This window comes from Serratia sp. P2ACOL2, from assembly GCF_003691565.1.
GTDB lineage: Bacteria > Pseudomonadota > Gammaproteobacteria > Enterobacterales > Enterobacteriaceae > Serratia > Serratia liquefaciens.
In genome coordinates this window covers 5,232,944-5,257,890 of the sequence record NZ_CP033162.1, presented here as the reverse complement: position 1 = coordinate 5,257,890, position 24,947 = coordinate 5,232,944, and the positions used below count along the sequence as shown (strand labels likewise).

Genomic DNA, 24,947 nt, shown 5'->3' with positions numbered 1-24,947 from the left:
CAGCGGATAGATAATGGCATTAGCTCCGCGTGCCATGACGCTTTTTTACCGCAATATTGCGTGACTTGAATCAATTCAGCTGGGTGTTTTTGCTATAATATCCAGCAATAAAGCCGTAAAGCTGGTTTTCTGCAGCCGGAGAGGTTTCAAGACAATCGGCGAATACAGAATTCTTAAGAAATTGCATCTACAGTTCAGAGGTAGTCATGATCAAGAAAATCGGTGTACTGACGAGTGGCGGTGATTCGCCGGGTATGAACGCTGCAATCCGCGGCGTTGTGCGTGCTGCACTTTCGGAAGGTCTGGAAGTTTTTGGTATTTACGATGGCTACCTTGGCTTGTACGAAGATCGCATGGAACAATTGGACCGCTATAGCGTGTCCGATATGATCAATCGCGGCGGCACTTTCCTCGGTTCAGCCCGCTTCCCTGAGTTCAGAGACGACAGCGTACGCGCCAAGGCAATTGAGAATCTGAAAAACCGCGGTATTGACGCGCTGGTGGTGATCGGCGGCGACGGTTCCTATATGGGCGCCAAACGCCTGACGGAAGAAGGTTTCCCTTGTATCGGCCTGCCAGGCACCATCGATAACGATGTGGCCGGTACCGACTACACCATCGGCTTCTTCACCGCGCTAGAAACCGTCGTGGAAGCTATTGACCGTCTGCGCGATACCTCATCTTCTCATCAGCGTATTTCCATCGTTGAAGTGATGGGGCGCTACTGTGGCGATCTGACCCTGGCGGCGGCGATTGCCGGTGGTTGTGAATTTATCGTATTGCCTGAAACCGAGTTCAACCGCGAAGACCTGGTCTGCGAAATCAAGGCCGGTATTGCCAAAGGCAAAAAACACGCGATTGTGGCGATCACCGAACACATCTGCGATATCGATGAGTTGGCTCGCCATATCGAACAAGAAACCAAGCGTGAAACCCGCGCGACCGTGCTGGGCCACATACAGCGCGGCGGCTCGCCGGTAGCTTATGACCGTATTCTGGCTTCCCGCATGGGCGCTTACGCGATTGAGTTGCTACTGCAGGGCTACGGCGGTCGTTGCGTCGGTATCCAGAACGAGAAGATGGTGCACCACGACATCATCGATGCGATCGAAAACATGAAGCGTCCGTTCAAGGGCGACTGGCTGGATACAGCGAAAAAGCTGTACTGATCCCGCATTAATTCAGCTCGAGAAGCCTCCGCACGCGGAGGCTTTTTTTATGCCCGTGGTAGTTATATTCCATAATCGTCTAGCCCAACATTTTTTATTCTTTAATTGGCGGGAAAGTTTCTGGCAGGCTCTGATGCTAAATCAACCGATTGAGGTTGTGATTAATTTTCCTGGGAGAGCGAGTCGATGCGTATGCGTAAATGGGGTGTAGGTCTGACAATAATGCTGTTGGCGTCCGGCGCCATGGCGAAAGATATCCAACTGCTGAACGTTTCGTACGACCCGACACGCGAGTTCTATCAGGAATATAACACCGCATTCGGTAAATATTGGCAGCAGCAGACCGGCGATAAAGTGACGGTACGTCAGTCACATGGCGGCTCCGGCAAACAGGCGACCTCGGTGATTAACGGCATTGAAGCCGATGTGGTCACGCTGGCGCTAGCCTATGACGTGGATGCCATTGCCGAACGCGGACGCATCGATAAAGATTGGATCAAACGCCTGCCGGACAACTCGGCACCTTATACCTCGACCATTGTATTTCTGGTGCGTAAAGGCAACCCAAAACAAATTCACGACTGGCCAGATCTGATTAAGCCGGGCGTCTCGGTGATCACCCCGAACCCGAAAACTTCCGGGGGTGCACGCTGGAACTATCTGGCGGCCTGGGGTTACGCACTACACCAGAACAATAACGATCAGGCCAAAGCGCAGGAGTTCGTTAAAAACCTGTATAAGAACGTCGAAGTGCTGGATTCCGGCGCACGCGGTTCAACCAATACCTTCGTTGAGCGTGGTATTGGCGATGTGCTGATCGCCTGGGAAAACGAAGCTTTGCTGGCGGAGAAAGAGCTGGGTAAAGACAAGTTTGAAATTATCACCCCAAGTGAATCGATTTTGGCGGAGCCGACCGTCTCGGTGGTGGATAAAGTGGTTGATAAGCGCGGTACCCGTGATGTGGCGACGGCTTACCTGAAATATCTGTATACGCCGGAAGGACAAACCATCGCGGCGAAAAACTACTACCGTCCGCGTGACGCGGCTGTGGCGGCCAAGTTTGCCGAGCAATTCCCGAAACTGAAGCTGTTCACGGTGGATGATACCTTCGGCGGCTGGACTCAGGCACAGAAGGTACACTTCGCCACCGGCGGTGTGTTCGACGAAATCAGCAAACGCTGATGCCTTGATGACAATAATAAAAAACCCCGGCAAGCCGGGGTTTTTTATTTAGCAGCCAGAGAAAGAAATCAGGCTTTTTTAGCAGCGGCAGCGGCTTTGACGATCACAGCGAAAGCATCGGCTTTCAGTGATGCGCCGCCAACCAGCGCGCCGTCGATGTCCGGCTGGGTGAACAGCTCGGCGGCATTTTTATCGTTCACAGAACCGCCGTACTGGATGATCACTTCTGCAGCTACTGCAGCGTCCTGTTTGGCGATGTGATCGCGGATAAATTTGTGTACTGCCTGAGCCTGCGCAGGGGTGGCGGATTTACCGGTACCGATAGCCCAGATTGGCTCATAAGCGATAACGGCGCCTTTGAAGGCTTCTGCGCCCTGAGTTTTCAGCACGGCGTCGATCTGGCGTGCACAAACTTCTTCGGTTTTACCCGCTTCGTTTTCTGCGTCGGTTTCACCGATGCACAGCACTGGGATCAGGCCGGCTTTTTTCAGCACGGCAAATTTCTCGGCGATCGCTGCATCGGTTTCTTTGTGGTAAGTACGACGCTCGGAGTGGCCGATGATGATGTATTGCGCACCGATATCTTTCAGCATGTCGGCGGAAACTTCACCGGTGAATGCGCCGGACAGGTTCACGTCTACGTTTTGAGCGCCCAGAGCAATGCGGCTGCCGGCCAGTGCGTGTTTCGCCTGGTCCAGGTACATCACAGGCGGTGCGATAGCGACGCCACAGCCGTCAACGCTGCTCAGCTCATTGCGCAGAGCGGCGATCAGTTCGTTAACCATGTGAGTGCTGCCGTTAAGCTTCCAGTTACCCATAACTAATGGATGACGCATGTTTTTTCCTCCAACAAGGGAACGCGAGAGTCGAAATAACCACTGCCGGACCGGCAGTTTACCTGCCCAACAGTATAGAGATGATTAAGCGCGAAGGCTTTGCTTTTTGTCATTAAATAGCCTGCCGTTACGGCTCGGATAACGTCAGCTTAACCGGTTCAACAGCGAAAGTTACTCCTTTATCGCCGTTGTCTGCCACTACATAGCGGATCGCGCCGACCTGCTGTTGGTAAAAGCGCTGGCCTTTGCCTTTTTCCAGCAGGTTGGCCACTTTACTCAGGCTTTTTTCCACCGTCAGCGTCGGTTCAAACTGGCGCATCAACGCGGCCATATAGCTGACGGCAATGGTGCGAGCGGCTTTTTCTTCGTTGCTCTGCTGTAGCGGCAGGTGGGTAATTTGCAGCGTTTTGATTTTTCCGGTGCCTTTTTCCAGCGCGGTTGAGGCATAGAGATTTTCATTTAGCTTGCTGGCAGCGCGCGTCAACAGCGGCGTATCGTCTTCGGTGGTGGCAATAGCGCGGAATTCGCCGATCGGTAGCGTCGGGTTATCGCGGTTATATTTTTCGCGGAACTTCACCACCGTCAGATCAAACGTTGGCGCTCCGGCCAGCAGGTAGGGCGCGGTAGGCGAAGCGTTGGCGGGGGCATCCGGCGGATCGGCCCAGGCGCTGCCGATGCCCAGCAACAGGCAGGCAATGGCGATGGTTTTTCTCAGCATGGTATACACGGCATCAATGACAAAGATGGCTCCGATTAAAGCGAGAACAGAGGGGGGTGTCAAAGATCCCGCGCCATTATCGCTCGCTGACAAGAAAGCTGTGCGTTACTCCGCGTAATGCAGGGCAGAAATCTTCGCCCGGCAGCGCCTATGTTACACTGCACGGCAGAATATGGGCAGGCAAACAACGCAGGATTCAATGACAATACAACAGTGGTGTTTTTCGTTTAAGGGCCGAATTGGGCGGCGTGATTTCTGGATTTGGATGGTGCTGTGGGTAGTGCTGATGGCGGTGGCTTTTTCACTCGCCAGCAATAAGCTGGTGGATATCCAAACCATCGCCTTTTTTATCGTTGGGCTGCTGTGGCCAACGGCGGCGGTGCTGGTGAAGCGTTTGCATGACCGCAATAAAGCCGGTTGGTGGGCGTTGTTACTGATTGTGGCTTGGTTGCTGGCGGCGGGTAACTGGCAAATGCTGGCGCCGGTTTGGCAGTGGGGCGTGGGGCGTTTTATCCCGACGTTGATCATTGTGATGATGATGATCGATTTGGGCGCGTTTGTCGGCACGCCCGAGGATAATCGTTTTGGTCCGCCGGCCAAACCCGTCAAGTTCGGCGCGGATTAAAACCAGAGGCTATCAATTACCAATAGTGTTCGCTGGTGATATGGCCCGGTTTGCGGCGCAGGTGCTTGCGCATCTGGCGCTGATCTTTCAGCGTTTGCTGGGTATCGCGCACCATTTGCGGGTTACCGCACAGCATGACGTGGTCAGTTTCGGCATCGAGGGTCAAGCCTACCGCCGCTTCCAGCCGGCCATCCTCAATCAGCGCGGGTACGCGTCCCGTCAGCGAGCCGGGGACTTCTTCACGGCTGACGATGGTTTGAATGCGCAGTTTGCCATTGTAACGCTGTTGCAACTGCTGCATCAGCGGCAGGTAGCTGAGATCGCGCGCAAAGCGTGCGGCATGCACCAGCACCAGGTTTTTGAAGCGCTCCAGGCCTTTGCCTTCCTGCAGAATCGACAGGTAAGGGCCGATGGCGGTACCGGTGGCCAACATCCACAGGGTGTCGCATTCCGGCACCTCGTCCAGCACGAAAAATCCGGCGGCCTCTTTGGTCACCATCACGTCCGAACCCGGCTGTAGCTGATTGAGCCGTGGGCTCAGTTTGCCTTCCGGCACGGTAACCAGGTAAAACTCCAGATTCGGATCGCTGGGGGCGTTGACGTAAGAATAGGCGCGCTGCACGCGTTCGCCGTCAACTTCCAGCGCCAGCTTGGCAAACTGCCCGGCAATAAAGGGATCTATGGGGGCGTCGACGATAATGCTGAACAGCCCGTCGGTCCATTGTTTGACTTGCGTAACCTTGCCATTAACCCAATCAGCCATACTCTAAAGCTCCAATGGTCGAATCAAATAAGCGCAATGTCGTGAGCCGGAAATAGCATGCGCAGTACGCTCTATACGATAGCCGTGGCCAAACAGGCGGTGAAACAGCTGCAGCTCCGAGTTGCACAGGCTGCTGCAGGCGGTGGCCGCTACGCCGATGGGGCAGTGGTTTTCCACCAGCAGCACGCCTTGCGGATGCTCAAGCAGTTCGGCCATGTAGCCATCGTGTTGCCGCAGACGCACTAACCGGGCGAGTTTCGCCTGATGACAAGTCTCTTCCGACAGCTCTTCGGCATAGCGCTGATAAAGTTTTTCTTCGCGCGCACTGAGTAACTGTTCAACCGCTTCAGTGCCAAACAGCTGATGGGCGGAATCCAACAACGTCGTCGCCAAAGTATCGTGACCATCGGCAAACCGGCTGTGTCCCTCATGGGTCAGCGACCAGTAGCGCGTCGGGCGGCCCACTTTGGTGCGCGCTTCCTCATAACAAACCAGCTCACGTTTTTCCAGGGATTGCAGATGCTGACGAATGCCCATGGGGGTGATATCCAGATGCTCGGCCAGCATTTTGGCGGAGTGTGGCCCCAGGGTTTTTAACTGCAATAAAATCAGCTCTGGTGTCTTCATTGTCCAAATCCCTATGGTGTTATTTTATTTCAAGATGATGAAAATAATTATCGATTAAATGCTAAAGCTAAACTACTGAAAATTTACCCTTTTTAACCCTTAAGCGGTAGACGTACAGTTTAATTTACGAGGCTGGTTGCCTTTGCTGCCACTGTGACGCAGATCAATATCTGTCTGAAACTCGCTAAAAAAATCAGATTTGTTAGCTTATGCCGCCATAGAGAGCTGCTCGCCGTTCTGGCTGAAAGTGGGGCCATACCGGGACGCTGTGACGAGTTAAAACGTTAACGAAGATAATGAGAAAAATAGAAAACTTTCACCTGCTGGTGATGCTTATCCTGTTGGTGGCCGTCGGTCAGATGGCACAAACCATTTATGTTCCTGTTATTGCTGATATCGCCAAGGATCTGTCGGTGCGCTCCGGCGCAGTGCAGCGCGTGATGGCGGCGTATCTGATGACCTACGGGTTCTCGCAGCTGATTTACGGCCCGTTGTCGGACCGCATAGGCCGCCGTCCGGTGATCCTGGCCGGGATGATGATCTTCCTGATGGGGGCCCTGGGCGCGCTGTTGTCCAACAGCCTGACGATGCTGGTTGCCGCCAGCGCCATTCAGGGGATGGGCACCGGCGTGGCGGGGGTGATGGCGCGTACCATGCCGCGCGACCTGTATGCCGGCACTTCGTTGCGGTATGCCAATAGCCTGCTTAATATGGGCATCCTGGTGAGTCCGCTGTTGGCACCGATCATCGGCGGTGCGTTGGCGATGCTCTTTGGTTGGCGCGCCTGTTATGCCTTCCTGTTGGTATTGTGCGCCGGTGTAGCCTTCTCCATGTTCCGCTGGCTGCCGGAAACCCGGCCGCAGCAAACCGAAAAGCGGCGTATGCTGGCAAGTTTCCGCAAGCTGCTGGCTGACGGCACGTTCAGTTGTTATCTGGTCATGCTGATTGGTGCGCTGGCGGGGATCGCCGTATTTGAAGCCAGCTGTGGCGTGTTGATGGGTGGCGTGCTGGGTCTGAGTGGCCTGACCGTCAGTCTGCTGTTTATTCTGCCGATCCCGGCGGCGTTCTTTGGCGCCTGGTATGCTGGTCGCGACGGTAAAACCTTCCATACTCTGGTGTGGCATTCGGTTATCAGCTGCCTGTTGGCGGGTCTGATGATGTGGATCCCGGGCTGGTTTGGGGTGATGAACATCTGGACGCTGATTGTGCCGGCTGCGCTGTTCTTCTTCGGCGCGGGGATGATGTTCCCGTTGGCCACCACCGGTGCGATGGAGCCGTTCCCCTATCTGGCCGGCGCGGCGGGGGCATTGGTCGGTGGTATGCAGAATATGGGGTCTGGCCTGGCGACCTGGCTTTCTGCCATGCTGCCGCAAACCGGGCAGTTCAGCCTCGGTCTGCTGATGTTTGCCATGGCGCTGCTGATATTGCTGTGCTGGTGGCCGCTGTCGAATCGAATGCAGCATCAGGGCCATACCGCATAAAGCGTGTAGGGAGTTTGATGACAAAGTGGTCTGTGGACCCGAGATACTCGGGCCTAGCGCACCGAGGGGCCATTATGGGACACATCCTTGTGTCCCACCCTACGGGCCGACTGGAAGTCGTTCCCATTTGCTCCCGGCAAATGGGTCGGCGGGCAAGCCGCTACGACCCCATCGGCACGCTCTCCCTAATAACGGGCTTTGTCAGCAGTCTGAGGGCGCCAATCGGCGCCCTGTTTCATTACAGCAGGAACTCGTGCAGCGCCGGGTCTTTGCGATCCAGATAATGGGTCGAACGAATGCGGCGGATAGTGCGTGATTTACCGCGGATCAGCAGGGTTTCCGTGGTGGCCATATTTCCCTGGCGGCTGATGCCTTCCAACAGGTCGCCCTTGGTGATGCCGGTTGCGGAGAAAATAACGTTGTCGTTGCGCGCCATGTCATCCAACACCAGCACTTTGCCGGCTTCGATGCCCATCGCTTTGCAGCGTGCCAACTCTTCTTCGCCAATACGGCGATTTTCGGCGCTGTCGCCTTTCACCTGATGGCGTGGCAGCAGGCGAGCCTGCATATCGCCATCCAATGCGCGGATCACCGCGGCAGAAATTACCCCTTCAGGCGCGCCGCCGATGCCGTACATCACGTCGACTTCGCTGTCAGGCATACAGGTCAGAATAGAAGCTGCTACGTCACCGTCAGGAATGGCAAATACGCGAACCCCGAGTTGTTGCATCTGGGCGATAACGCCGTCGTGACGCGGCTTGGCCAGAATGACCACGGTCAGTTGAGTCAGCGGTTTGCCCAGGCAGGCCGCCACCTTATTCAGATTTTCCGCCAGCGGCAGGTTAAGATCGATAGCGCCGCGTGCCGCCGGGCCAACCACCAGTTTTTCCATATACATGTCCGGCGCGTGCAGGAAGGTGCCGCGATCGCCGACCGCCAGCACCGCCAATGCATTGGGCTGGCCCATGGCGGTCATGCGGGTACCTTCAATCGGGTCGACCGCGATATCTACCGCATCGCCCTGACCGCTGCCGACCTGCTCGCCGATATACAGCATCGGTGCTTCATCAATTTCGCCTTCGCCGATCACGATGCGGCCATCGATATCCACTTTGTTGAGCATAATGCGCATTGCGTTGACCGCGGCGCCGTCGGCGGCATTCTTGTCGCCGCGTCCCAGCCATTTGTAGCCCGCCAGCGCGGCGGCTTCGGTAACACGGGAAAATTCGATGGCTAATTCACGTTTCATGGCAAAACCTGTCTGTGAGAAAGGAAGAAAATATCGGCAAAGTTTATCACAGCGGGCGACGGCGGGGGCGGGGCAAAAAAAACGCGCCGCCCGAAGGCAGCGCGTGATCAGGTTAACCAAGCAAAACAGCGTTAGTCGTGCTCTTCCCACGCTTGTGCGCGGGCAACCGCTTTTTTCCAGCCGCTATAACGGAAGTTACGCTCGGTGGTTTCAATGCTTGGACGGAACTCGCGTTCGATAACCGCCTTGCTCTTCACCTCATCCAGGTCATTCCAGTAGCCGATAGCCAGGCCCGCCAGGAATGCGGCACCCAGCGCAGTCGATTCACGCACTTCAGGGCGCTCGACACGGGTACCGAGGATGTCTGACTGGAACTGCATCAGGAAGTTGTTGGCGACCGCGCCACCGTCCACACGCAGCGATTGCAGACGGGTATTGGAGTCTGCCTGCATGGCATCCAGCACGTCGCGCGTCTGATACGCAATGGATTCCAGCGTTGCACGGATGATGTGGTTGCTGTTCGCGCCGCGGGTCAGGCCGAAGATCGCGCCACGGGCATACGGGTCCCAGTAAGGAGCGCCCAGGCCGGTGAAGGCCGGGACCACATACACGCCGTTGCTGTCTTTCACCTTGGTGGCGAAGTACTCGGAGTCGGCCGCATCGCTGATCAGTTTCAGTTCGTCGCGCAACCACTGGATAGAAGCACCGCCGATGAACACAGCACCTTCCAGTGCGTAATTCACTTCGCCGCGTGGGCCGCAGGCGATGGTGGTCAACAGGCCGTGGCTTGAGCGTACCGCTTCTTTACCGGTGTTCATCAGCAGGAAGCAGCCGGTACCGTAGGTGTTTTTCGCCATGCCCGGTTGAACACACAGTTGGCCGTACAGCGCCGCCTGCTGGTCACCGGCGATACCGGCGATAGGAATACGCGTACCGCCTTTACCACCGATGTTGGTCTGGCCATACACTTCAGAAGAAGGACGGACTTTAGGCAGCATGGCGCGTGGGATATCCAGCGCTTCCAGCATGCGGTCATCCCAATCCAGCTCATGGATGTTGAACATCATGGTACGTGAGGCGTTGGTGTAATCGGTCACATGCACCCGCCCTTGGGTCATTTTCCACACCAGCCAGGTATCGACGGTACCGAACAGCAGCTCGCCGCGTTTGGCGCGTTCGCGGGCGCCTTCAACGTTGTCGAGGATCCATTTTACCTTGGTGCCGGAGAAGTATGGGTCAACCACCAGGCCGGTATTGTGACGGATGTACTCTTCCAGGCCGTCACGCTTGAGCTTTTCGCAGATGTCGGCGGTGCGGCGGCATTGCCAGACGATGGCGTTGTAAATCGGTTTGCCGGTCTCTTTTTCCCAGACGATGGTGGTTTCACGCTGGTTGGTGATGCCGATACCGGCGATCTGATCGGAATTGATATCGGCTTTCGCCAGCACTTCCACCAGCGTGGAGCTCTGTGATGACCAGATCTCCATAGGATCATGCTCAACCCAGCCGGCTTTTGGGTAAATCTGCGTGAACTCGCGCTGGGATACCGCAACAATGTTGGCATCGTGGTCGAGTACTACGGCACGTGAACTGGTGGTACCCTGGTCGAGAGCGACAATGTATTTTTTTTCTACAGTCATGATCTTAGTCCTGCTGTTGTTAACCGTTTTAAAACTGTGCCAATCACGCTTTACGCTGCTGGGCCTTGGCGGCGGGTTGTTCTTCGCCTACACAAACGTCACACGGCAGATTGCGGCCAATGAGCATGCGGTAGCCGAAGGCACCCAGGCAGGCACCGATGATTGGACCAAAGATTGGCACCAGGAAGTACGGAATATCACGTGCACCGGTGAAGGCCACTTTGCCCCAGCCGGCCAGATAAGCGAACATTTTCGGACCGAAGTCACGCGCCGGGTTCAGCGCAAAGCCGGTTAATGGTCCCATAGAGGCGCCGATCACGGCAATCAGAATACCGATCAACAGCGGGGCCAGCGGGCCGCGCGGGATGCCGTTACCGTCATCGGTCAGTGCCAGGATCAGGCACATCAGGATTGCGGTAATGACCGTTTCAACCAGGAACGCCTGGCCAACGGAAATGTGCGCATTCGGGTAGGTAGAGAAGATGCCGGCCAGGGCCAGGCTTTCGTCGCTGCCGCGTACCATATGATTGGCCGCTTCGAAATCGAAGAACAGGTTGTAGTACAACCCGTAGACCAGGGCTGCTGCACAGAAGGCTCCGGCGATCTGCGCGACAATGTAAGGCAGTACTTTGCGTCCGTCAAAGCAGGCGAACAACCACAGCGCAATGGTCACGGCCGGGTTGAGGTGCGCGCCGGAGATGGCAGCGGTCAGATAGATGGCCATGGCGACGCCCAGGCCCCAAATGATACTGATTTCCCATTGGCCGAAGCTGGCGCCTGCCAGTTTCAGCGCGGCAACGCAGCCTACGCCAAAAAAGATCAACAGACCGGTGCCGAGGAACTCAGCGATGCACTGGCCTTTTAGGGTCGGACTGGTGGTTTGGCTCATAATGTTGTTGTCCTGCAAAACGGCGGTTATAGGTTTATAGGCTCGGAAGGTGTATCGATCCGTCCTAGGGGTACAGTTTTTTTCATCTCGTCCAATTATTAATTGAGGACGTGATGTAAATTTATCGTTAACGAACATAAACGAGAAATAGCGAAATCAAAATGTGTGTGCTTCGTCATAAAATTGAGCGAATTCGCGTCGTTCTGTGTTCTTTCTGCTCCATAAAACTGTGATCTGACCAGTGCTTTTATCCCCGACTGTTAACAAATCAATTTATGACCGAGAGGCATTTTCGGTTTTTGCTGATGGTGGGGGCAGGAAAATTGCAACAGACTGCGCGATGAGCCGGATGTTGCTAGACAGCCGGGGACAGGCTACTTACAATCGTTTTTATCGAAAGAAGCGTTTTATCGAGACAGGCGCGTTATTTTCAATAAAAGCGTGTGTCACTTGGCGCGATGCATATTCGCAGCAGTTGCAACCTGAGTTGCGGCCGTTACCTATAGATGTACGCCTTGCTATCATGAGGGGACTGAAGAATGTCATTTGAAGTATTTGAGAAATTGGAATCAAAAGTTCAGCAGGCGATCGATACCATCACCCTGCTGCAGATGGAAATTGAAGAGCTGAAAGAAAAAAACAATACTCTGTCTCAGGAAGTTCAGGCTGCCTCCGGCAACCAGGAATCGCTGGTACGCGAGAACCAGCAACTGAAAGAAGAGCAGCACGTATGGCAAGACCGCCTGCGCGCGCTGTTGGGCAAAATGGAAGAAGTCTGATTCCGTATTGCACGATCGAAAAGGGCGCCTGAGGCGCCCTTTTTCATGTCGGAAGATTACTCGATATCGAGCGGGTCTTCGGACAGAATAATACCGGTGTTGTCGGCATACAGATGATCGCCGGAGAAGAAGGTCACGCCGCCAAAGTTTACGCGGATGTCGCTTTCGCCGATGCTTTCACTGGCTGCGCCGACCGGAATGGCCGCCATCGCCTGAATGCCGATGTCCAGTTCTTCCAGATCGTCCACCTGGCGTACCGCACCGTAAACCACGATGCCTTCCCATTCGTTCTGGGTAGCCAGGCGCGCCAGTTCTGCGTTGATCAGGGCACGGCGAACCGAACCACCGCCATCAATCACCAGAACACGGCCGCGACCGTTTTCTTCAAGCAGCTCGAATAACAGGCCGTTATCCTCAAAGCATTTCACCGTAGTGATTTGCCCGCCAAATGAAGTACGCCCGCCAAAATTGGAGAATAGAGGTTCAACAACGTTTACCTCTTCATGATAGATGTCGCAAAGTTCGGAAGTATCGTATTTCATAGGATTTTACGTCTGTTTGCCGCTGGAATAACCAGTATATCCCTTTATCCGCCCTGTTGGCAAAATCATCAGTTCGATGGCTAACTGAGCACCACGCCAATCGCGAACAACACATTGGCCAACAGCGCCGCTTTGACCATATGTTCCAGCATCGGGCGCATGCCTGCCGGCGTTGGATCGCGTAACACGCGCAGGCCGTGGCGCACCAGTAACGGGATAGCCAGGACAAACAGCCAGCCCCACGGGCTATGCAGGTTAAGCAGCGTGAACAGCGCGAAGCAGGCTACTGCGCCGATCAGCAGCGCCACGTGGTAATAGCGTGCATTCTGTGGCCCAAGGCGTACCGCCAGCGTATTTTTGCCGTTGGCGCGGTCGCTTTCGATATCGCGCAAATTATTGATGTTCAGCACCGCGGTGGCCAGCAGGCCGCAGGCCGTGGCCGGCAACATCACGATACTGTCGAACGCATGGGTTTGCAGGTAGTAGGTGCCCGCCACGCTCAGCCAGCCAAAGAACACCAGCACCGAAATGTCACCCAGCCCCAGATAGCCATAGGGTTTGGTGCCGACGGTATAGGTAATGGCGGCGACGATAGACAGCCCGCCCAGCACCAGGAAGCCCACCACGTCGCTGGGTTGTTCGCAGGCCACGGCGATCAATGAACAGCCGGCAATCGCGATCAACACTACCGTCACCACCAGCGCGCGCTTCATTTGTGCCTGGGTGATCATGCCTTTCTGCATGCCGCGCAACGGCCCGATGCGATCTTCTTTATCGCTGCCTTTTACCGCATCGCCATAGTCGTTCGCCAGGTTGGAGAGGATTTGCAGCAGGCCAGCAGTCAGGAGTGCCAGCAGCGCCACGCCGGGTTTCAGGCTGCCTTGCCAGGCGGCAATGGCGGAACCGACGACGATCGAGGCAAAGGCCAGCGGCAGGGTGCGCGGTCGTAAACTTTCAAGCCAGGCTCTGGCCGGGGAGGTGGTAGTTGATGAGCTCATTTTTCGCTTCAGAGTTAGTGGCTGTGTCCGTTAGAAATAATTGTGGGAGGCAATGCCTCCCACAGATGACTGACTGGACATGATTGAGCGATTATAGGATAAAACGACTCAAATCTTCATCCGCTACCAGTTCATCCAGATGATTACGTACGTAATCCGCATCAATTGTAATGGATTGACCATTAATTTCACTCGCATCATAGGAAATATCTTCCATCAGACGCTCAAGCACGGTGTGCAAACGACGCGCGCCGATGTTTTCGGTGCTTTCGTTAACCTGCCATGCGGCTTCTGCGATGCGGCGGATGCCATCGGCGGTGAAGTCGATATTGACGCCTTCGGTACCCATCAGCGCTTTGTACTGCTCGGTCAGCGACGCGCTTGGCTCGGTCAGGATGCGCTCGAAATCTTCGGTGGTCAGCGCCTGCAATTCAACGCGGATCGGCAGGCGGCCCTGCAGTTCCGGGATCAAATCTGACGGGCTGGCGGTCTGGAATGCGCCGGAGGCGATAAACAGAATGTGATCGGTTTTCACCATGCCGTGCTTGGTGGAGACGGTACAGCCTTCCACCAGTGGCAGCAGATCGCGCTGAACGCCTTCACGTGACACGTCCGGGCCGGAGCTCTGGCCACCGCGCTTACAGATTTTGTCGATCTCGTCGATAAACACGATGCCGTGCTGTTCAACCGCTTCAATCGCCTGTTCTTTCAGCTCTTCCGGGTTCACCAGTTTGGCCGCTTCTTCTTCCACCAGCAGTTTGAAGGCTTCTTTAATCTTCAGCTTGCGCGGTTTCTGCTTTTGGCCGCCGAGGTTCTGGAACATCGACTGCAGCTGGTTGGTCATCTCTTCCATGCCCGGAGGAGCCATGATCTCCACGCCCATCGGCGCGGCAGCCAGATCGATCTCGATTTCTTTATCGTCCAACTGGCCTTCACGCAGTTTCTTGCGGAATGCCTGACGTGCAGCAGAAGGCTCTTGATGCTCTTCCGCCTGGCCCCAGTTGTTCTTGGCCGGCGGGATCAGCACATCGAGGATACGCTCTTCGGCCAGCTCTTCGGCACGGGTGCGGTTCTTGTCGATTGACTGCAGGCGCACCATTTTGATCGCGGCATCGGTCAGATCGCGGATGATGGAATCCACTTCTTTACCGACGTAGCCCACTTCGGTGAACTTGGTGGCTTCAACCTTGATGAACGGCGCGTTGGCCAGCTTCGCCAGACGGCGGGCGATTTCGGTTTTACCGACGCCGGTCGGGCCGATCATCAGAATGTTCTTTGGCGTGACTTCATGGCGCAGCATCTCGTTGAGCTGCATCCGGCGCCAGCGGTTACGCAGGGCGATGGCAACGGCACGTTTGGCTTTGTTCTGGCCAATGATGTAGCTGTCCAGTTCGCTGACGATCTCGCGCGGGGTCATTTCAGACATAGTATTCGATCCTTACGCTTTGGAAGGCAATTCTTCAATGGTGTGGAAATGGTTGGTGTAAATACAGATGTCGCCGGCGATGTTGAGGGATTTATCAACAATTTCGCGGGCGCTCAGTTCGGTATTTTCCAACATCGCACGAGCGGCTGCCTGGGCGTACGGACCGCCGGAGCCAATCGCAATCAAATCGTTTTCAGGCTGGATCACGTCACCGTTACCGGTGATGATCAGCGATGAGTTTTCATCCGCGACGGCCAGCAGCGCTTCGAGCTTGCGCAGCATGCGGTCGGTACGCCAGTCTTTCGCCAATTCAACGGCTGCTTTCACCAGGTGACCCTGGTGCATTTCCAGCTTGCGCTCGAACAGCTCAAATAGCGTGAAGGCATCCGCGGTGCCACCGGCAAAACCGGCAATCACTTTATCGTTATACAGGCGACGTACTTTCTTGACGTTGCCCTTCATTACCGTATTGCCCAAGGTGGCCTGGCCATCGCCACCGATCACTACCTGGCCGTTGCGGCGTACGCTTACAATTGTTGTCACGAGCAGACCCTCGTTGAAGACGGAAAGAAGCCCTCGCAGCATCTGCTTGCGCAGACACTACGAGGCATATTGAGAGTATAGATGGGGGGGATTGACGCTTTTCAACCCCCAACGGAGAGGGGAATGCAACTTGACATGCCTACGCCCTTCAGGCGCGACAGGGTTTTGTCCGCAGCAGCCCGGCTGCTGTATGGGCCAAGTACCACGCGATTCCAGCCTCCGCCGGCGGTAATACGGCTTTCGATACCTTCAAACGCCAGGCGCGCACGTACGGATTCTGCCTGATCGGTGGCGCGGAACGAGCCGCATTGCACCATCCACTTCTGCTTCGATTCTGGCTTGGTTTCCGTTTCCTGCTTGGCCGTTTCCTGTTTCACTTCCGGTTTCGGCTGCGGTTTTGGCTCAGGATGCTTAACCTGCGCAGGCGGCGGTGTGACCGGCTGCGGTTTGGGTTGCGGCTTAGGCTGTTGCTGCACCGGCTGTGTCGTCGCACCGTTGTTAAATGGATTACGCGGCTGAGTCACCTGCGGCTGCTGTTGGACCTGTTGCTGCTGGATTGGCTGCTGTTGCATCTGCTGTTGCTGCTGGCGGTTGTTACGCGCAGCGGCTTGTGAAGGGTCGTTATACGGCACTTCATTGAGCTGCGTCGGGCGCTGTTGCATATCCGCCTGCATTTGATCCAGCAGTTGGCGCTGCTCGGCGGTCAGCTGAGTCTTGGAGTTGGCTTCGCCGCCGGCCGTCGGTTCGGTCGGGGTTTGTACGCCAATCTGGCGATTCTCCAGCTCTTTGATATAACGCCAACGTTCTTCCGGCTTCGGCGGTAGGCCATTGCCCGGACGATTGGTGTGCGCAGGCAGCAGCGGCACGTCATCCGGCTTGTTGTGCGTAATGAAATAGAGGCCACCGACAAATATCACCAGAAGTGCGACGGCCAGCGCCAACACGGTTTTGGAGACCTTCGGAGAACTGCGTTTTTTACGGCTGGGGGTTTTTCGCTTAGCTCCTGCTGCGCGCCCACGGCTTACATAGTCTTTTTGTGCCACTATTATTCCGCTGTGTCCTGATGAGGGGATAAGTCCGTCATGTTACTGAACCCTAAAATGTTTGACTAGCGTTTAGGGGCAGCCGTGCTGCCTCTGATAATCAATTCACTGTCCAAAAGCCGGGAGCCGCTGGCCACGTTCTGTCCGTGCAACTGCTCCAACAGCAACAGCATTGCCTGCTGGCCAATCTGGTAGCGCGGTTGAGCCACCGTGGTTAACGGCGGATCGCAATACTGCGCCAGTTTAATGTCGTCAAAGCCGACGATGGAGAGGTCCTGCGGTACCCGCAGCCCCATTTTTTTCGCCTGCGACAGCACGCCAATCGCCATTACGTCGCTATGGCAGAAGATTGCCGTCGGTGGTTTTGGTTGCGCCATCAGCGCCGCTAGCGCCTGCGCGCCAGCTTCGTAGGTGAAATCACCTCGGGTAATATAGCTGCTTTCGACGCTAATGCCATTACGACGTAGCGCCTGAATGTAACCTTGCAGCCGATAATGGCTCAACGGCATCTGTTCAGGCCCGGCGACACAGGCGATTTGCTTGTGTCCGAGCTGATGTAAATAATGCACGGCCTCGAAGGCGGCGGTCAGGTTATCGATGTGTACCGTCGGCAGTTCCAGCTCCGGGGCAAACTCGTTGGCCATCACCATCGGCGGCAGATTGCGTTGTTCTTCCTTGCTGGCGTCGAACGGCAGGTTGGAGCCGAGCAGCAGCATGCCATCGATTTGCTTGGTGATAATCAAATTGACGAAGGTGCGTTCCTGTTGGTTTTGTTGCGCGCAGTCGCCAATCAGCACCAGATAACCCTGTTGTGCCGCAGTTTGCTCGATCCCCTGGATCACATCGGCGAAAAAGGGATCGCAAATGTCGGGGACGATCACCAGGATGGTGCGGGATTCGTTGCGTTTGATATTACGGGAGAGGGCATGAGGAGAATAGCCTACGGCCAGCACGGCCTGTTCCACTTTCTGACGCGTCGGCGTTGACACCTTTTCCGGATTCATCAACGCACGCGACACGGTTGCCGTTGAAACGCCCGCCATTTCGGCAACGTCTTTCATGGTTGCCATGGATAATTCTTTCTTGTGTTCCAACGCCTTTCTCCTTGCGTTAGCCCCATGCCAACGCGACTACTTCAGTTTGCTCACAAATTCTGGCGTGCGGTGGAGTTGTTATGATTTAGCGCCATCCGCGCTTAAACATTCGGTCACGGTAGTGCAGCGGTGACAAAATTGCCTTCACAGACATTCTAAACAGAATATGTCCTGCCTTTGTTACCTAATTTGCATAAAAAGTGTGACCTGAGGAGGTTTTTTAGCGTTCGCTCGCAATTTCAAGGGTAAACGTTTGCCTGGCAGGAACTGAATCAGACTTTTCTGGGTTCAGCTGTCTATCGGGTCGATGTCCAGCGTCCATTTCACCTTGCGTGCCTGCGGCAGGGTACCGACTAACGGCAGGGTGCTCTTCATCAGCCGTTGTAACACCTGCCGTGAAGGGTGCTGCAACAGCAACTGCCAACGAAAACGGCCGCCGCGTTTTGACTGCAGCGCGGGAACCGGCCCCATCACCCACAGTGAATCGTCCTTCAGCGGGCTGGCTTCCAGCAGATTGCGCAATTGCTGCAGGAATTGCGGAGCCTGTTGGTTGTCGTGATCTTCCGAACGGACAATGATATGGCTGGTATAGGGTGGCAGGAATACGCTGTTGCGCTCTGCCAGCGTCTGTTTGGCAAAGGCGTCGTAGCCCTGTTGCAACAGAATTTGCAGCAGCGGATGTTCCGGATGGTGGGTTTGCAGCAACACTTCGCCGGCTTTACCTGCCCGGCCGGCACGACCGGAAACCTGGGTATACAACTGGGCAAAACGCTCGGCGGAACGGAAGTCGGCCGAGAACAGCGCACCGTCAACGTCCAGCAAGGCCACCAGCGTGACATCCGGGAAATGGTGCCCTTTTGCCAGCATCTGGGTACCGATCAAAATACGCGCTCCGCCGCGGTGAATATCCGCCAGGTGCTGTTCCAGCGAGCCCTTGCGGCTGGTGGTGTCGCGATCGATGCGGGTGATGGGCGTTTCCGGGAACAGCGGCGCCAGTTCGTTTTCCAACTGTTCGGTGCCGACGCCCACCGACACCAGATGCGTCGAACCGCACTGCGGACACTGGTGCGGTACCGGGCGCTGGCTGTCGCAGTGGTGGCAGCGCAGTTGACGTTGGTTTTGGTGGAAGGTGTAATAATGATCGCAGCGCTGGCATTCGGCAATCCAGCCGCATTCGTGACACAGCAACGCCGGGGCGTAGCCACGACGGTTAAGGAACAGCATCACCTGGTTACCGGCCTTCAAATGGTGCTGCATGCTTTTCAGCAACGGCTGCGACAACCCTACCTTCAGCGGCAGGCCTTTCAGATCGATCAGGTGCTGAGCCGCCGGTTTGGCGTTGCCCGCACGCTGGGTGAGTTTCAACTGGCGATATTTGCCCAATTGCACGTTGTGCAACGTTTCCAGCGCCGGTGTCGCGGAGCCCATCACCATCGGGATGTTTTCCTCGCGGGCGCGAAACACCGCCAGATCGCGTGCGTGGTAGCGCCAGCCTTCCTGCTGTTTATAAGAGCTGTCGTGCTCTTCGTCGATGATGATCACGCCCAGGCGTGCAAACGGGGTAAACAGCGCCGAGCGGGTGCCGATGACAATCGCCGCTTCGCCGCTGCGGGCGCGCAACCACACCGACAGCCGTTCGCTGTCGTTAAGACCGGAGTGCAGCACCTCTACCGGCGCGTTGAAGCGTTCGCGAAAGCGGGCGATGGTTTGCGGCGTCAGGCCGATTTCCGGCACCAGCACCAGCGCCTGTTTGCCGGCCGCCAGAATGTTTTCCAGCACGCTGAGATAGACCTCGGTTTTGCCGGAGCCGGTGACCCCGGCCAGCAGCCAGGCGGCGAACTGAGTATCTTCGCTGCGGATGGCACCCACGGCGGTTGCCTGCTCGGTGTTCAATCGTAATCGTTCGCCCAGCACTTCAAAGCCGGGCCGCCAGTCTTGCGTTGCTACCGTCTGGGCCCGTAAATCGACCAGCCCCTTGGTGCGCAAGGCCTGCAAAGCGCTCTCGGTTAACGCCAGTTCATTGACCTGGTGGCGATAAACCGGGCGTTGCAGCAATGCCGCCAGCGCCTGCTGTTGTTTGGGGGCGCGCTTCAGGCTTTCCGGCGGCGTGGCGCGGCCCTGTTCAGTCGCGAACCATTGCCACAGCGGGGCCGTTTCCGCCGCTTTCCCCTGACGCAGCAGGATGGGCAGCGCGTGGAACAGCACTTCGCCGATCGGGTAATGGTAATAGTCGCTGGCCCAGCGAAGAATACGCCACAGGCTGGAGGAAAATAAGGAGGCGTCGTCGATCACGCTGTCGATCGGTTTGAGCTTATCCAGCGGCAATTCGCTGGTTTCGCTGCATCCGGTGACGATACCGATCGCCCGCTGCTTGCCCCAGGGAACGCCTACGCGCGCGCCGACCGCAGGCTGCAGGCCTTGCGGCAGCAGATAGTCGAAGGTGCGGGCGAGGGGTACCGGCAAAGCAACGTGAACAACAGGCATTGAGGTCATCCAGAGTAAAAAAACAGTCCATCAGTTTACACGGCGCATCGGCAAATGTACGGTTCCGATTGCGTGGTACTTTTAATTCTGTATAATTTGCCGCCTTTGGTATAATTCGATACCAAATTTTATTATCAACCACGTGTGGTGTCTGGCGAAACAGGGCTGGATAGCGACACGGCCTTAACTGAGGTTTCCCATGAAACAAGGTATCCACCCAAAATACGAAGAAGTTACTGCTAACTGCTCTTGCGGTAACGTGATCAAAATCCGCTCTACCGTGGGTCACGATCTGAACCTGGACGTTTGTGGCGAATGCCACCCGTTCTACACTGGCAAGCAGCGTGACGTTGCTACCGGTGGCCGCGTTGACCGCTTCAACAAGCGTTTCAGCGTGCCAGGCGCTAAGAAATAAGATTTCTTATCGTCAGATGAAAAAGGCGCCTTCGGCGCCTTTTTTCGTTTCTACCGTCTGCTTTCGCAGACCGGCGCTTAGTATTCCCAGGTATCGGGATCCACACCCAATTCACGCATCAACAGCTTCGCGGCTTCCGGGATTTCATCGCTGCGTTCTTTGCGCAGGTCTTCGTCGTTCGGCAGCGGCTGGCCGGTAAAGGCGTGCAGAAACGCTTCACACAGCAATTCGCTGTTGGTGGCGTGGCGCAGGTTATTGACCTGGCGACGGGTCCGTTCATCGGTGAGGATTTTCAGGACCTTCAGCGGAATGGATACCGTGATCTTTTTGACTTGCTCGCTTTTTTTACCGTGTTCAGCGTAAGGGCTGACATACTCGCCGTTCCACTCAGCCATGGGACACCTTAAATTTGTCAGAAAAATTACAAAATTCTAAAAACCGGCCAATTATGCCCGATCTTCACTGTTCTCACTAAATAAATGTCAATTATACGCGACCAGGGTCACTGAATGCGGACGATCAATAGGTGTCGCCTATGCATTCCGGGTTAACATTGTATCGTCATATCAAACCGGCATAATTTTAGCGGGTATTAGGGCATTGCTCAATCTATACGCAAAGAAGTTTAGATGTCCAGATGTATTGACGTCTATCCTCGCTGCGATTAATCTTTAGGCCTCATTCATCCGAATCCCGAGAGCCGAGCGACCCTATGACGCGTAAACCTGCCACGATTGCCGTACGTAGCGGCCTGAACGATGACGAACAGTACGGCTGCGTTGTTCCGCCGATCCACCTTTCCAGCACCTATAATTTTACCGACTTCAATCAGCCTCGCGCTCATGACTACTCGCGCCGCGGTAACCCGACGCGTGACGTGGTCCAGCGTGCGCTGGCGGAACTGGAAGGCGGTGCCGGTGCGGTGATGACCAGCAGCGGGATGTCGGCGATCCATCTGGTGACCACCGTATTGCTGCAGCCCGGCGATCTGCTGGTGGCGCCGCATGATTGCTACGGCGGCAGCTACCGGTTGTTCGATAGCCTCAGCAAGCGTGGCGCTTACCGCGTGCTGTTTGTCGATCAGGGGAATGAAGAGGCGCTGCAGCAGGCGTTGGCGCAAAAGCCCAAGCTGGTGCTGATTGAAAGTCCAAGTAACCCGCTGCTGCGCGTGGTGGATATTGCGGCGATATGCGATGCAGCGCACGCAGTGGGGGCCTTGACGGTGGTGGACAACACCTTCCTCAGCCCGGCGCTGCAGCAACCCATCGGGCTGGGTGCCGATCTGGTGGTGCATTCCTGCACCAAATATCTTAACGGCCATTCCGACGTGGTCGCCGGTGCGGTGATCGCCAAAGATAAAGATCTGGCGGTGGAGCTGGCGTGGTGGGCCAATAATATCGGCGTGACCGGCGGCGCGTTCGACAGCTATTTGTTGCTGCGCGGCATGCGTACCCTGTCGCCGCGTATCAAGGCGGCGCAACAAAACGCCGAAGCTATTGTCAGTTATTTACAGCAGCAACCCTTGGTGAAAAAGCTGTATCATCCTTCTCTGCCACAGAACCCTGGGCACGAGATTGCACGTCGTCAGCAACGCGGTTTTGGCGCGATGCTCAGCTTTGAACTGGACGGTGATGAAGCGCTATTGCGCCGTTTTCTGTCTGCCCTTGAGCTGTTTACTCTGGCAGAATCGTTGGGCGGCGTAGAAAGCCTGATCTCGCATGCAGCGACCATGACCCATGCAGGTATGGCGGCAGAAGCCCGTGCGGCGGCCGGTATTTCCGAGAGCCTGCTGCGTATCTCCGTGGGTATTGAAGACAGTGAAGATTTGATTGCCGATCTGGAACGTGCCTTCCAGGCGGCGGCAACGAGGTAAGCATGAATGCAATTGCGGTAGCAGGGCCGGTGAGCGGGCGTCAACTGCACAAGTTTGGCGGCAGCAGCCTGGCGGACGTGAAGTGTTATCTGCGGGTGGCCGGGATCATGGCCGAATACAGCCAGCCAGGCGACATGATGGTGGTGTCGGCTGCCGGCAGCACCACCAACCAACTGATTAGCTGGCTGAAGCTGAGTCAGAGCGATCGCCTTTCTGCGCATCAGGTTCAGCAGACGCTGCGTCGTTATCACAGCGATTTGATTAGCGGTCTGTTACCGCCGGAAACCGCTGAACCCTTGATCGCCGAGTTTATTCAGGATCTGGAGCGTCTGGCCGTGTTGCTGGACGAAAAGCTCGACGACGTCATCTATGCCGAGGTGGTTGGTCACGGCGAGATCTGGTCGGCGCGCCTGATGGCGGCGGTACTGAACAAACTGGATATGCAGGCGGCCTGGTTGGACGCGCGCGATTTCCTGCGGGCGGAACGTGCTGCCCAGCCGCAGGTTGATGAAGGCCGTTCTTATCCTCTGCTGCAACAATTGCTGGCACAGCATCCGGGCAAACGCCTGGTGGTGACCGGTTTTATTTCACGCAATGACGCCGGTGAAACCGTGCTGTTAGGGCGTAACGGCAGTGACTATTCCGCCACGCAGGTCGGTGCGTTGGCCGGTGCGGAGCGCGTGACCATCTGGAGCGACGTGGCTGGGGTCTACAGCGCCGATCCCCGCAAGGTGAAAGACGCCTGCCTGCTGCCGCTGCTGCGCCTGGACGAAGCCAGTGAACTGGCACGTTTGGCGGCTCCGGTGCTGCACACCCGTACTTTGCAGCCGGTATCCGGCAGCGATATCGATCTTCAACTGCGTTGCAGTTATCAGCCGGAACAGGGTTCAACGCGTATCGAACGCGTGCTGGCCTCGGGCACCGGTGCGAAGATCGTCACCAGCCATGACGACGTGTGTTTGATTGAGCTGCAGGTTGCCAGTCAGCATGATTTTAAACTGGCGCAGCAAGAGTTGGATTTGGTGCTTAAGCGCGCGCAGATCAAACCGTTGGCGGTCGGGGTTCATCCAGACCGCAGTCTGGTTCAGCTGTGCTACACCTCCGAAGTGGTGAACAGCGTCCTGCACACGCTGCAAAACGCGGGGCTGCCGGGTGAGCTGCAACTGCGCGAAGGCTTGGCGCTGGTGGCGCTGGTAGGTGCCGGCGTTTGTAAAAACCCGCTGCACAGCCATCGCTTCTATCAGCAACTGAAAGACCAGCCGGTAGAGTTTATCTGGCAGGCTGAAGACGGCATCAGCATGGTGGCGGTGCTGCGTCAGGGGCCAACCGCGCTGCTGATCCAGGGCCTGCATCAGACCCTGTTCCGCGCTGAAAAACGTATTGGTCTGGTGCTGTTCGGCAAAGGCAATATCGGCGCACGCTGGCTGGAGCTGTTTGCCCGCGAGCAGAAAAACATCTCCGCCCGCAGCGGCTTCGAATTCAGCCTGGCGGGCGTGGTGGACAGTCGCCGCAGCCTGCTCAATTACGACGGGCTGGACGCCAGCCGCGTATTGGCCTTCTTCGAGGACGAAGCGCAGGAACTGGACGAGGAGTCGTTGTTCTTGTGGATGCGCGCGCACCCGTTTGACGATCTGGTGGTGCTGGACGTGACCGCCAGTGAAAATCTGGCCGAGCAGTATCTGGACTTCGCCAGCTACGGTTTCCATGTGATCAGCGCCAACAAACTGGCGGGAGCGTCGTGCAGCGCCAACTATCGCCAAATTCGCGATGCCTTTGCCAAGACCGGCCGCCACTGGCTGTATAACGCTACCGTCGGTGCCGGTCTGCCGGTCAACCATACGGTGCGCGACCTGCGCGACAGCGGTGACAGCATTCTGGCCATTAGCGGCATCTTCTCCGGGACGCTGTCCTGGCTGTTCCTGCAGTTCGACGGCACGGTGCCGTTCACCGACCTGGTGGATCAGGCCTGGCAACAGGGGCTGACCGAGCCGGATCCCCGCGTCGATCTCTCCGGCCAGGACGTGATGCGCAAGCTGGTGATTCTGGCGCGCGAAGCGGGCTACGACATTGAACCGAATCAGGTGCGGGTGGAGTCGCTGGTGCCAGCGGGCGCAGAGCTTGGCTCCGTGGATCAGTTCTTTGAAAATGGCGATGCGTTGAACCAACAGATGCTGCAGCGTTTTGAGGCCGCCAGTGAAATGGGGCTGGTGCTGCGACATGTGGCGCGCTTCGATGCTAACGGCAAGGCGCGGGTCGGTGTAGAAGCGGTCCGCCCTGAACATCCGCTGGCGTCGTTGCTGCCTTGCGATAACGTATTCGCTATTGAAAGCCGCTGGTATCGTGACAATCCGCTGGTGATCCGCGGACCAGGGGCCGGGCGCGACGTCACTGCCGGGGCGATCCAGTCAGACCTTAACCGTTTGGCGCAGCTGCTTTAATTTTCTTGTGGGCGCGCATCCGTCGCGCCCCTCGTTTTTCCTGCCATAATTCTCTGTGTTGCGAACATGAAATTCCTTCTCTTAACGGGTGAGGATTAATCATCGTATTCCCCTCACTTTCCTGTTGACTCTT

23 protein-coding genes are annotated in these 24,947 nt (G+C 56.3%); 8 read left to right on the top strand and 15 right to left on the bottom strand.

The features are described from left to right. The first annotated feature begins 206 nt into the window (after nt 1-206). Both pfkA and EBA31_RS25180 read left to right on the top strand, forming a co-directional pair. Nucleotides 207-1,169 carry a 6-phosphofructokinase gene (gene pfkA / locus EBA31_RS25185; RefSeq protein WP_020837567.1) on the top strand — a complete coding sequence of 321 codons (963 nt, stop codon included), beginning with the start codon at nt 207-209 and terminating at the stop codon, nt 1,167-1,169. Nucleotides 1,170-1,361: 192 nt separating this feature from the next. Continuing rightward, nucleotides 1,362-2,351 carry a sulfate ABC transporter substrate-binding protein gene (locus EBA31_RS25180; protein WP_046375108.1) on the top strand — a complete coding sequence of 330 codons (990 nt, stop codon included), beginning with the start codon at nt 1,362-1,364 and terminating at the stop codon, nt 2,349-2,351. Between the two features lie 68 nt (nt 2,352-2,419). On the opposite strand, the gene tpiA is transcribed toward EBA31_RS25180, so the two are convergent. After that, on the bottom strand, nt 2,420-3,187 hold the full coding sequence (gene tpiA, locus EBA31_RS25175; RefSeq protein WP_041415104.1) for a triose-phosphate isomerase: 768 nt from the start codon (nt 3,185-3,187) through the stop codon (nt 2,420-2,422). 127 nt (nt 3,188-3,314) lie between these two features. Continuing rightward, nucleotides 3,315-3,905 (bottom strand): DUF1454 family protein, encoded by a 591-nt coding sequence (locus tag EBA31_RS25170; protein WP_020837562.1) that lies wholly within the window; start codon nt 3,903-3,905, stop codon nt 3,315-3,317. A 199-nt stretch (nt 3,906-4,104) separates the two neighbouring features. Between EBA31_RS25170 and EBA31_RS25165 the strand changes: the two genes are divergently transcribed. Next, nucleotides 4,105-4,530, top strand: a complete 426-nt coding sequence (locus EBA31_RS25165; RefSeq protein WP_041415101.1) for a DUF805 domain-containing protein — start codon at nt 4,105-4,107, stop codon at nt 4,528-4,530. A gap of 16 nt (nt 4,531-4,546) precedes the next feature. On the opposite strand, the gene fpr is transcribed toward EBA31_RS25165, so the two are convergent. Together fpr and EBA31_RS25155 are read right to left on the bottom strand one after the other, a co-directional pair. After that, complete coding sequence (gene fpr, locus EBA31_RS25160; protein ID WP_122080455.1) at nt 4,547-5,293, bottom strand: ferredoxin--NADP(+) reductase; 747 nt, start codon at nt 5,291-5,293, stop codon at nt 4,547-4,549. Between the two features lie 3 nt (nt 5,294-5,296). Further along, complete coding sequence (locus tag EBA31_RS25155) at nt 5,297-5,920, bottom strand: metalloregulator ArsR/SmtB family transcription factor (RefSeq protein WP_122080454.1); 624 nt, start codon at nt 5,918-5,920, stop codon at nt 5,297-5,299. A gap of 296 nt (nt 5,921-6,216) precedes the next feature. On the opposite strand from EBA31_RS25155, the gene emrD reads away from it, so the two are divergent. After that, the gene (gene emrD / locus EBA31_RS25150; RefSeq protein WP_020837551.1) at nt 6,217-7,401 is read left to right on the top strand and encodes a multidrug efflux MFS transporter EmrD; all 1,185 of its coding nucleotides are present in this window, start codon (nt 6,217-6,219) and stop codon (nt 7,399-7,401) included. Between the two features lie 238 nt (nt 7,402-7,639). Here the strand turns inward: emrD and glpX are convergent, their stop codons facing one another. The 3 genes from glpX to EBA31_RS25130 form a co-directional block, all read right to left on the bottom strand. Then, nucleotides 7,640-8,650: a class II fructose-bisphosphatase gene (glpX, locus tag EBA31_RS25140; RefSeq protein ID WP_020837550.1), complete on the bottom strand. Its 1,011-nt coding sequence runs from the start codon at nt 8,648-8,650 to the stop codon at nt 7,640-7,642. A 131-nt stretch (nt 8,651-8,781) separates the two neighbouring features. After that, on the bottom strand, nt 8,782-10,290 hold the full coding sequence (gene glpK / locus EBA31_RS25135; RefSeq protein ID WP_020837549.1) for a glycerol kinase GlpK: 1,509 nt from the start codon (nt 10,288-10,290) through the stop codon (nt 8,782-8,784). A 43-nt stretch (nt 10,291-10,333) separates the two neighbouring features. Then, nucleotides 10,334-11,179: an MIP/aquaporin family protein gene (locus tag EBA31_RS25130; RefSeq protein WP_122080452.1), complete on the bottom strand. Its 846-nt coding sequence runs from the start codon at nt 11,177-11,179 to the stop codon at nt 10,334-10,336. A gap of 539 nt (nt 11,180-11,718) precedes the next feature. Between EBA31_RS25130 and zapB the strand changes: the two genes are divergently transcribed. After that, nucleotides 11,719-11,958 carry a septal ring assembly protein ZapB gene (gene zapB / locus EBA31_RS25125; RefSeq protein ID WP_020837547.1) on the top strand — a complete coding sequence of 80 codons (240 nt, stop codon included), beginning with the start codon at nt 11,719-11,721 and terminating at the stop codon, nt 11,956-11,958. A gap of 56 nt (nt 11,959-12,014) precedes the next feature. Here the strand turns inward: zapB and rraA are convergent, their stop codons facing one another. From rraA to priA, 7 genes are all read right to left on the bottom strand, one after another. Beyond that, nucleotides 12,015-12,500 carry a ribonuclease E activity regulator RraA gene (rraA, locus tag EBA31_RS25120; protein ID WP_020837546.1) on the bottom strand — a complete coding sequence of 162 codons (486 nt, stop codon included), beginning with the start codon at nt 12,498-12,500 and terminating at the stop codon, nt 12,015-12,017. Nucleotides 12,501-12,580: 80 nt separating this feature from the next. Further along, nucleotides 12,581-13,498 (bottom strand): 1,4-dihydroxy-2-naphthoate polyprenyltransferase, encoded by a 918-nt coding sequence (locus tag EBA31_RS25115; protein WP_020837544.1) that lies wholly within the window; start codon nt 13,496-13,498, stop codon nt 12,581-12,583. A gap of 91 nt (nt 13,499-13,589) precedes the next feature. Next, nucleotides 13,590-14,924 (bottom strand): HslU--HslV peptidase ATPase subunit, encoded by a 1,335-nt coding sequence (gene hslU, locus EBA31_RS25110; RefSeq protein WP_020837542.1) that lies wholly within the window; start codon nt 14,922-14,924, stop codon nt 13,590-13,592. A gap of 12 nt (nt 14,925-14,936) precedes the next feature. After that, on the bottom strand, nt 14,937-15,467 hold the full coding sequence (gene hslV, locus EBA31_RS25105; protein WP_012147466.1) for an ATP-dependent protease subunit HslV: 531 nt from the start codon (nt 15,465-15,467) through the stop codon (nt 14,937-14,939). A 101-nt stretch (nt 15,468-15,568) separates the two neighbouring features. After that, entirely contained in the window at nt 15,569-16,510 is a 942-nt protein-coding gene (gene ftsN, locus EBA31_RS25100; RefSeq protein WP_020837536.1) for a cell division protein FtsN, read from the bottom strand. Nucleotides 16,511-16,575: 65 nt separating this feature from the next. Then, the gene (cytR, locus tag EBA31_RS25095; protein WP_122080451.1) at nt 16,576-17,604 is read right to left on the bottom strand and encodes a DNA-binding transcriptional regulator CytR; all 1,029 of its coding nucleotides are present in this window, start codon (nt 17,602-17,604) and stop codon (nt 16,576-16,578) included. Nucleotides 17,605-17,892: 288 nt separating this feature from the next. Beyond that, the gene (gene priA, locus EBA31_RS25090; RefSeq protein WP_020837534.1) at nt 17,893-20,088 is read right to left on the bottom strand and encodes a primosomal protein N'; all 2,196 of its coding nucleotides are present in this window, start codon (nt 20,086-20,088) and stop codon (nt 17,893-17,895) included. A gap of 199 nt (nt 20,089-20,287) precedes the next feature. Here priA and rpmE point away from each other — a divergent pair, with 199 nt between their 5' ends. After that, nucleotides 20,288-20,503, top strand: a complete 216-nt coding sequence (rpmE, locus tag EBA31_RS25085; RefSeq protein WP_012147462.1) for a 50S ribosomal protein L31 — start codon at nt 20,288-20,290, stop codon at nt 20,501-20,503. Nucleotides 20,504-20,580: 77 nt separating this feature from the next. On the opposite strand, the gene metJ is transcribed toward rpmE, so the two are convergent. Then, the gene (gene metJ, locus EBA31_RS25080; protein ID WP_012147461.1) at nt 20,581-20,898 is read right to left on the bottom strand and encodes a met regulon transcriptional regulator MetJ; all 318 of its coding nucleotides are present in this window, start codon (nt 20,896-20,898) and stop codon (nt 20,581-20,583) included. A gap of 317 nt (nt 20,899-21,215) precedes the next feature. On the opposite strand from metJ, the gene metB reads away from it, so the two are divergent. Continuing rightward, nucleotides 21,216-22,376 (top strand): cystathionine gamma-synthase, encoded by a 1,161-nt coding sequence (gene metB, locus EBA31_RS25075; protein ID WP_020837533.1) that lies wholly within the window; start codon nt 21,216-21,218, stop codon nt 22,374-22,376. 2 nt (nt 22,377-22,378) lie between these two features. Further along, nucleotides 22,379-24,814 (top strand): bifunctional aspartate kinase/homoserine dehydrogenase II, encoded by a 2,436-nt coding sequence (locus EBA31_RS25070; RefSeq protein WP_020837532.1) that lies wholly within the window; start codon nt 22,379-22,381, stop codon nt 24,812-24,814. Nucleotides 24,815-24,947 lie beyond the last annotated feature (133 nt).

What these genes read in the sequence shown, in the direction of transcription:
- EBA31_RS25115 (WP_020837544.1), bottom strand. Translation starts at nt 13,498, where the DNA reads ATGAGCTCATCAACTACCACCTCCCCGGCCAGAGCCTGGCTTGAAAGT.
- pfkA (WP_020837567.1), top strand. Translation starts at nt 207, where the DNA reads ATGATCAAGAAAATCGGTGTACTGACGAGTGGCGGTGATTCGCCGGGT.
- glpK (WP_020837549.1), bottom strand. Translation starts at nt 10,290, where the DNA reads ATGACTGTAGAAAAAAAATACATTGTCGCTCTCGACCAGGGTACCACC.
- priA (WP_020837534.1), bottom strand. Translation starts at nt 20,088, where the DNA reads ATGCCTGTTGTTCACGTTGCTTTGCCGGTACCCCTCGCCCGCACCTTC.
- EBA31_RS25130 (WP_122080452.1), bottom strand. Translation starts at nt 11,179, where the DNA reads ATGAGCCAAACCACCAGTCCGACCCTAAAAGGCCAGTGCATCGCTGAG.
- zapB (WP_020837547.1), top strand. Translation starts at nt 11,719, where the DNA reads ATGTCATTTGAAGTATTTGAGAAATTGGAATCAAAAGTTCAGCAGGCG.
- rraA (WP_020837546.1), bottom strand. Translation starts at nt 12,500, where the DNA reads ATGAAATACGATACTTCCGAACTTTGCGACATCTATCATGAAGAGGTA.
- metJ (WP_012147461.1), bottom strand. Translation starts at nt 20,898, where the DNA reads ATGGCTGAGTGGAACGGCGAGTATGTCAGCCCTTACGCTGAACACGGT.
- glpX (WP_020837550.1), bottom strand. Translation starts at nt 8,650, where the DNA reads ATGAAACGTGAATTAGCCATCGAATTTTCCCGTGTTACCGAAGCCGCC.
- hslU (WP_020837542.1), bottom strand. Translation starts at nt 14,924, where the DNA reads ATGTCTGAAATGACCCCGCGCGAGATCGTCAGCGAACTGGACAGCTAC.
- EBA31_RS25155 (WP_122080454.1), bottom strand. Translation starts at nt 5,920, where the DNA reads ATGAAGACACCAGAGCTGATTTTATTGCAGTTAAAAACCCTGGGGCCA.
- emrD (WP_020837551.1), top strand. Translation starts at nt 6,217, where the DNA reads ATGAGAAAAATAGAAAACTTTCACCTGCTGGTGATGCTTATCCTGTTG.
- EBA31_RS25170 (WP_020837562.1), bottom strand. Translation starts at nt 3,905, where the DNA reads ATGCTGAGAAAAACCATCGCCATTGCCTGCCTGTTGCTGGGCATCGGC.
- EBA31_RS25165 (WP_041415101.1), top strand. Translation starts at nt 4,105, where the DNA reads ATGACAATACAACAGTGGTGTTTTTCGTTTAAGGGCCGAATTGGGCGG.
- EBA31_RS25070 (WP_020837532.1), top strand. Translation starts at nt 22,379, where the DNA reads ATGAATGCAATTGCGGTAGCAGGGCCGGTGAGCGGGCGTCAACTGCAC.
- fpr (WP_122080455.1), bottom strand. Translation starts at nt 5,293, where the DNA reads ATGGCTGATTGGGTTAATGGCAAGGTTACGCAAGTCAAACAATGGACC.
- rpmE (WP_012147462.1), top strand. Translation starts at nt 20,288, where the DNA reads ATGAAACAAGGTATCCACCCAAAATACGAAGAAGTTACTGCTAACTGC.
- metB (WP_020837533.1), top strand. Translation starts at nt 21,216, where the DNA reads ATGACGCGTAAACCTGCCACGATTGCCGTACGTAGCGGCCTGAACGAT.
- tpiA (WP_041415104.1), bottom strand. Translation starts at nt 3,187, where the DNA reads ATGCGTCATCCATTAGTTATGGGTAACTGGAAGCTTAACGGCAGCACT.
- EBA31_RS25180 (WP_046375108.1), top strand. Translation starts at nt 1,362, where the DNA reads ATGCGTAAATGGGGTGTAGGTCTGACAATAATGCTGTTGGCGTCCGGC.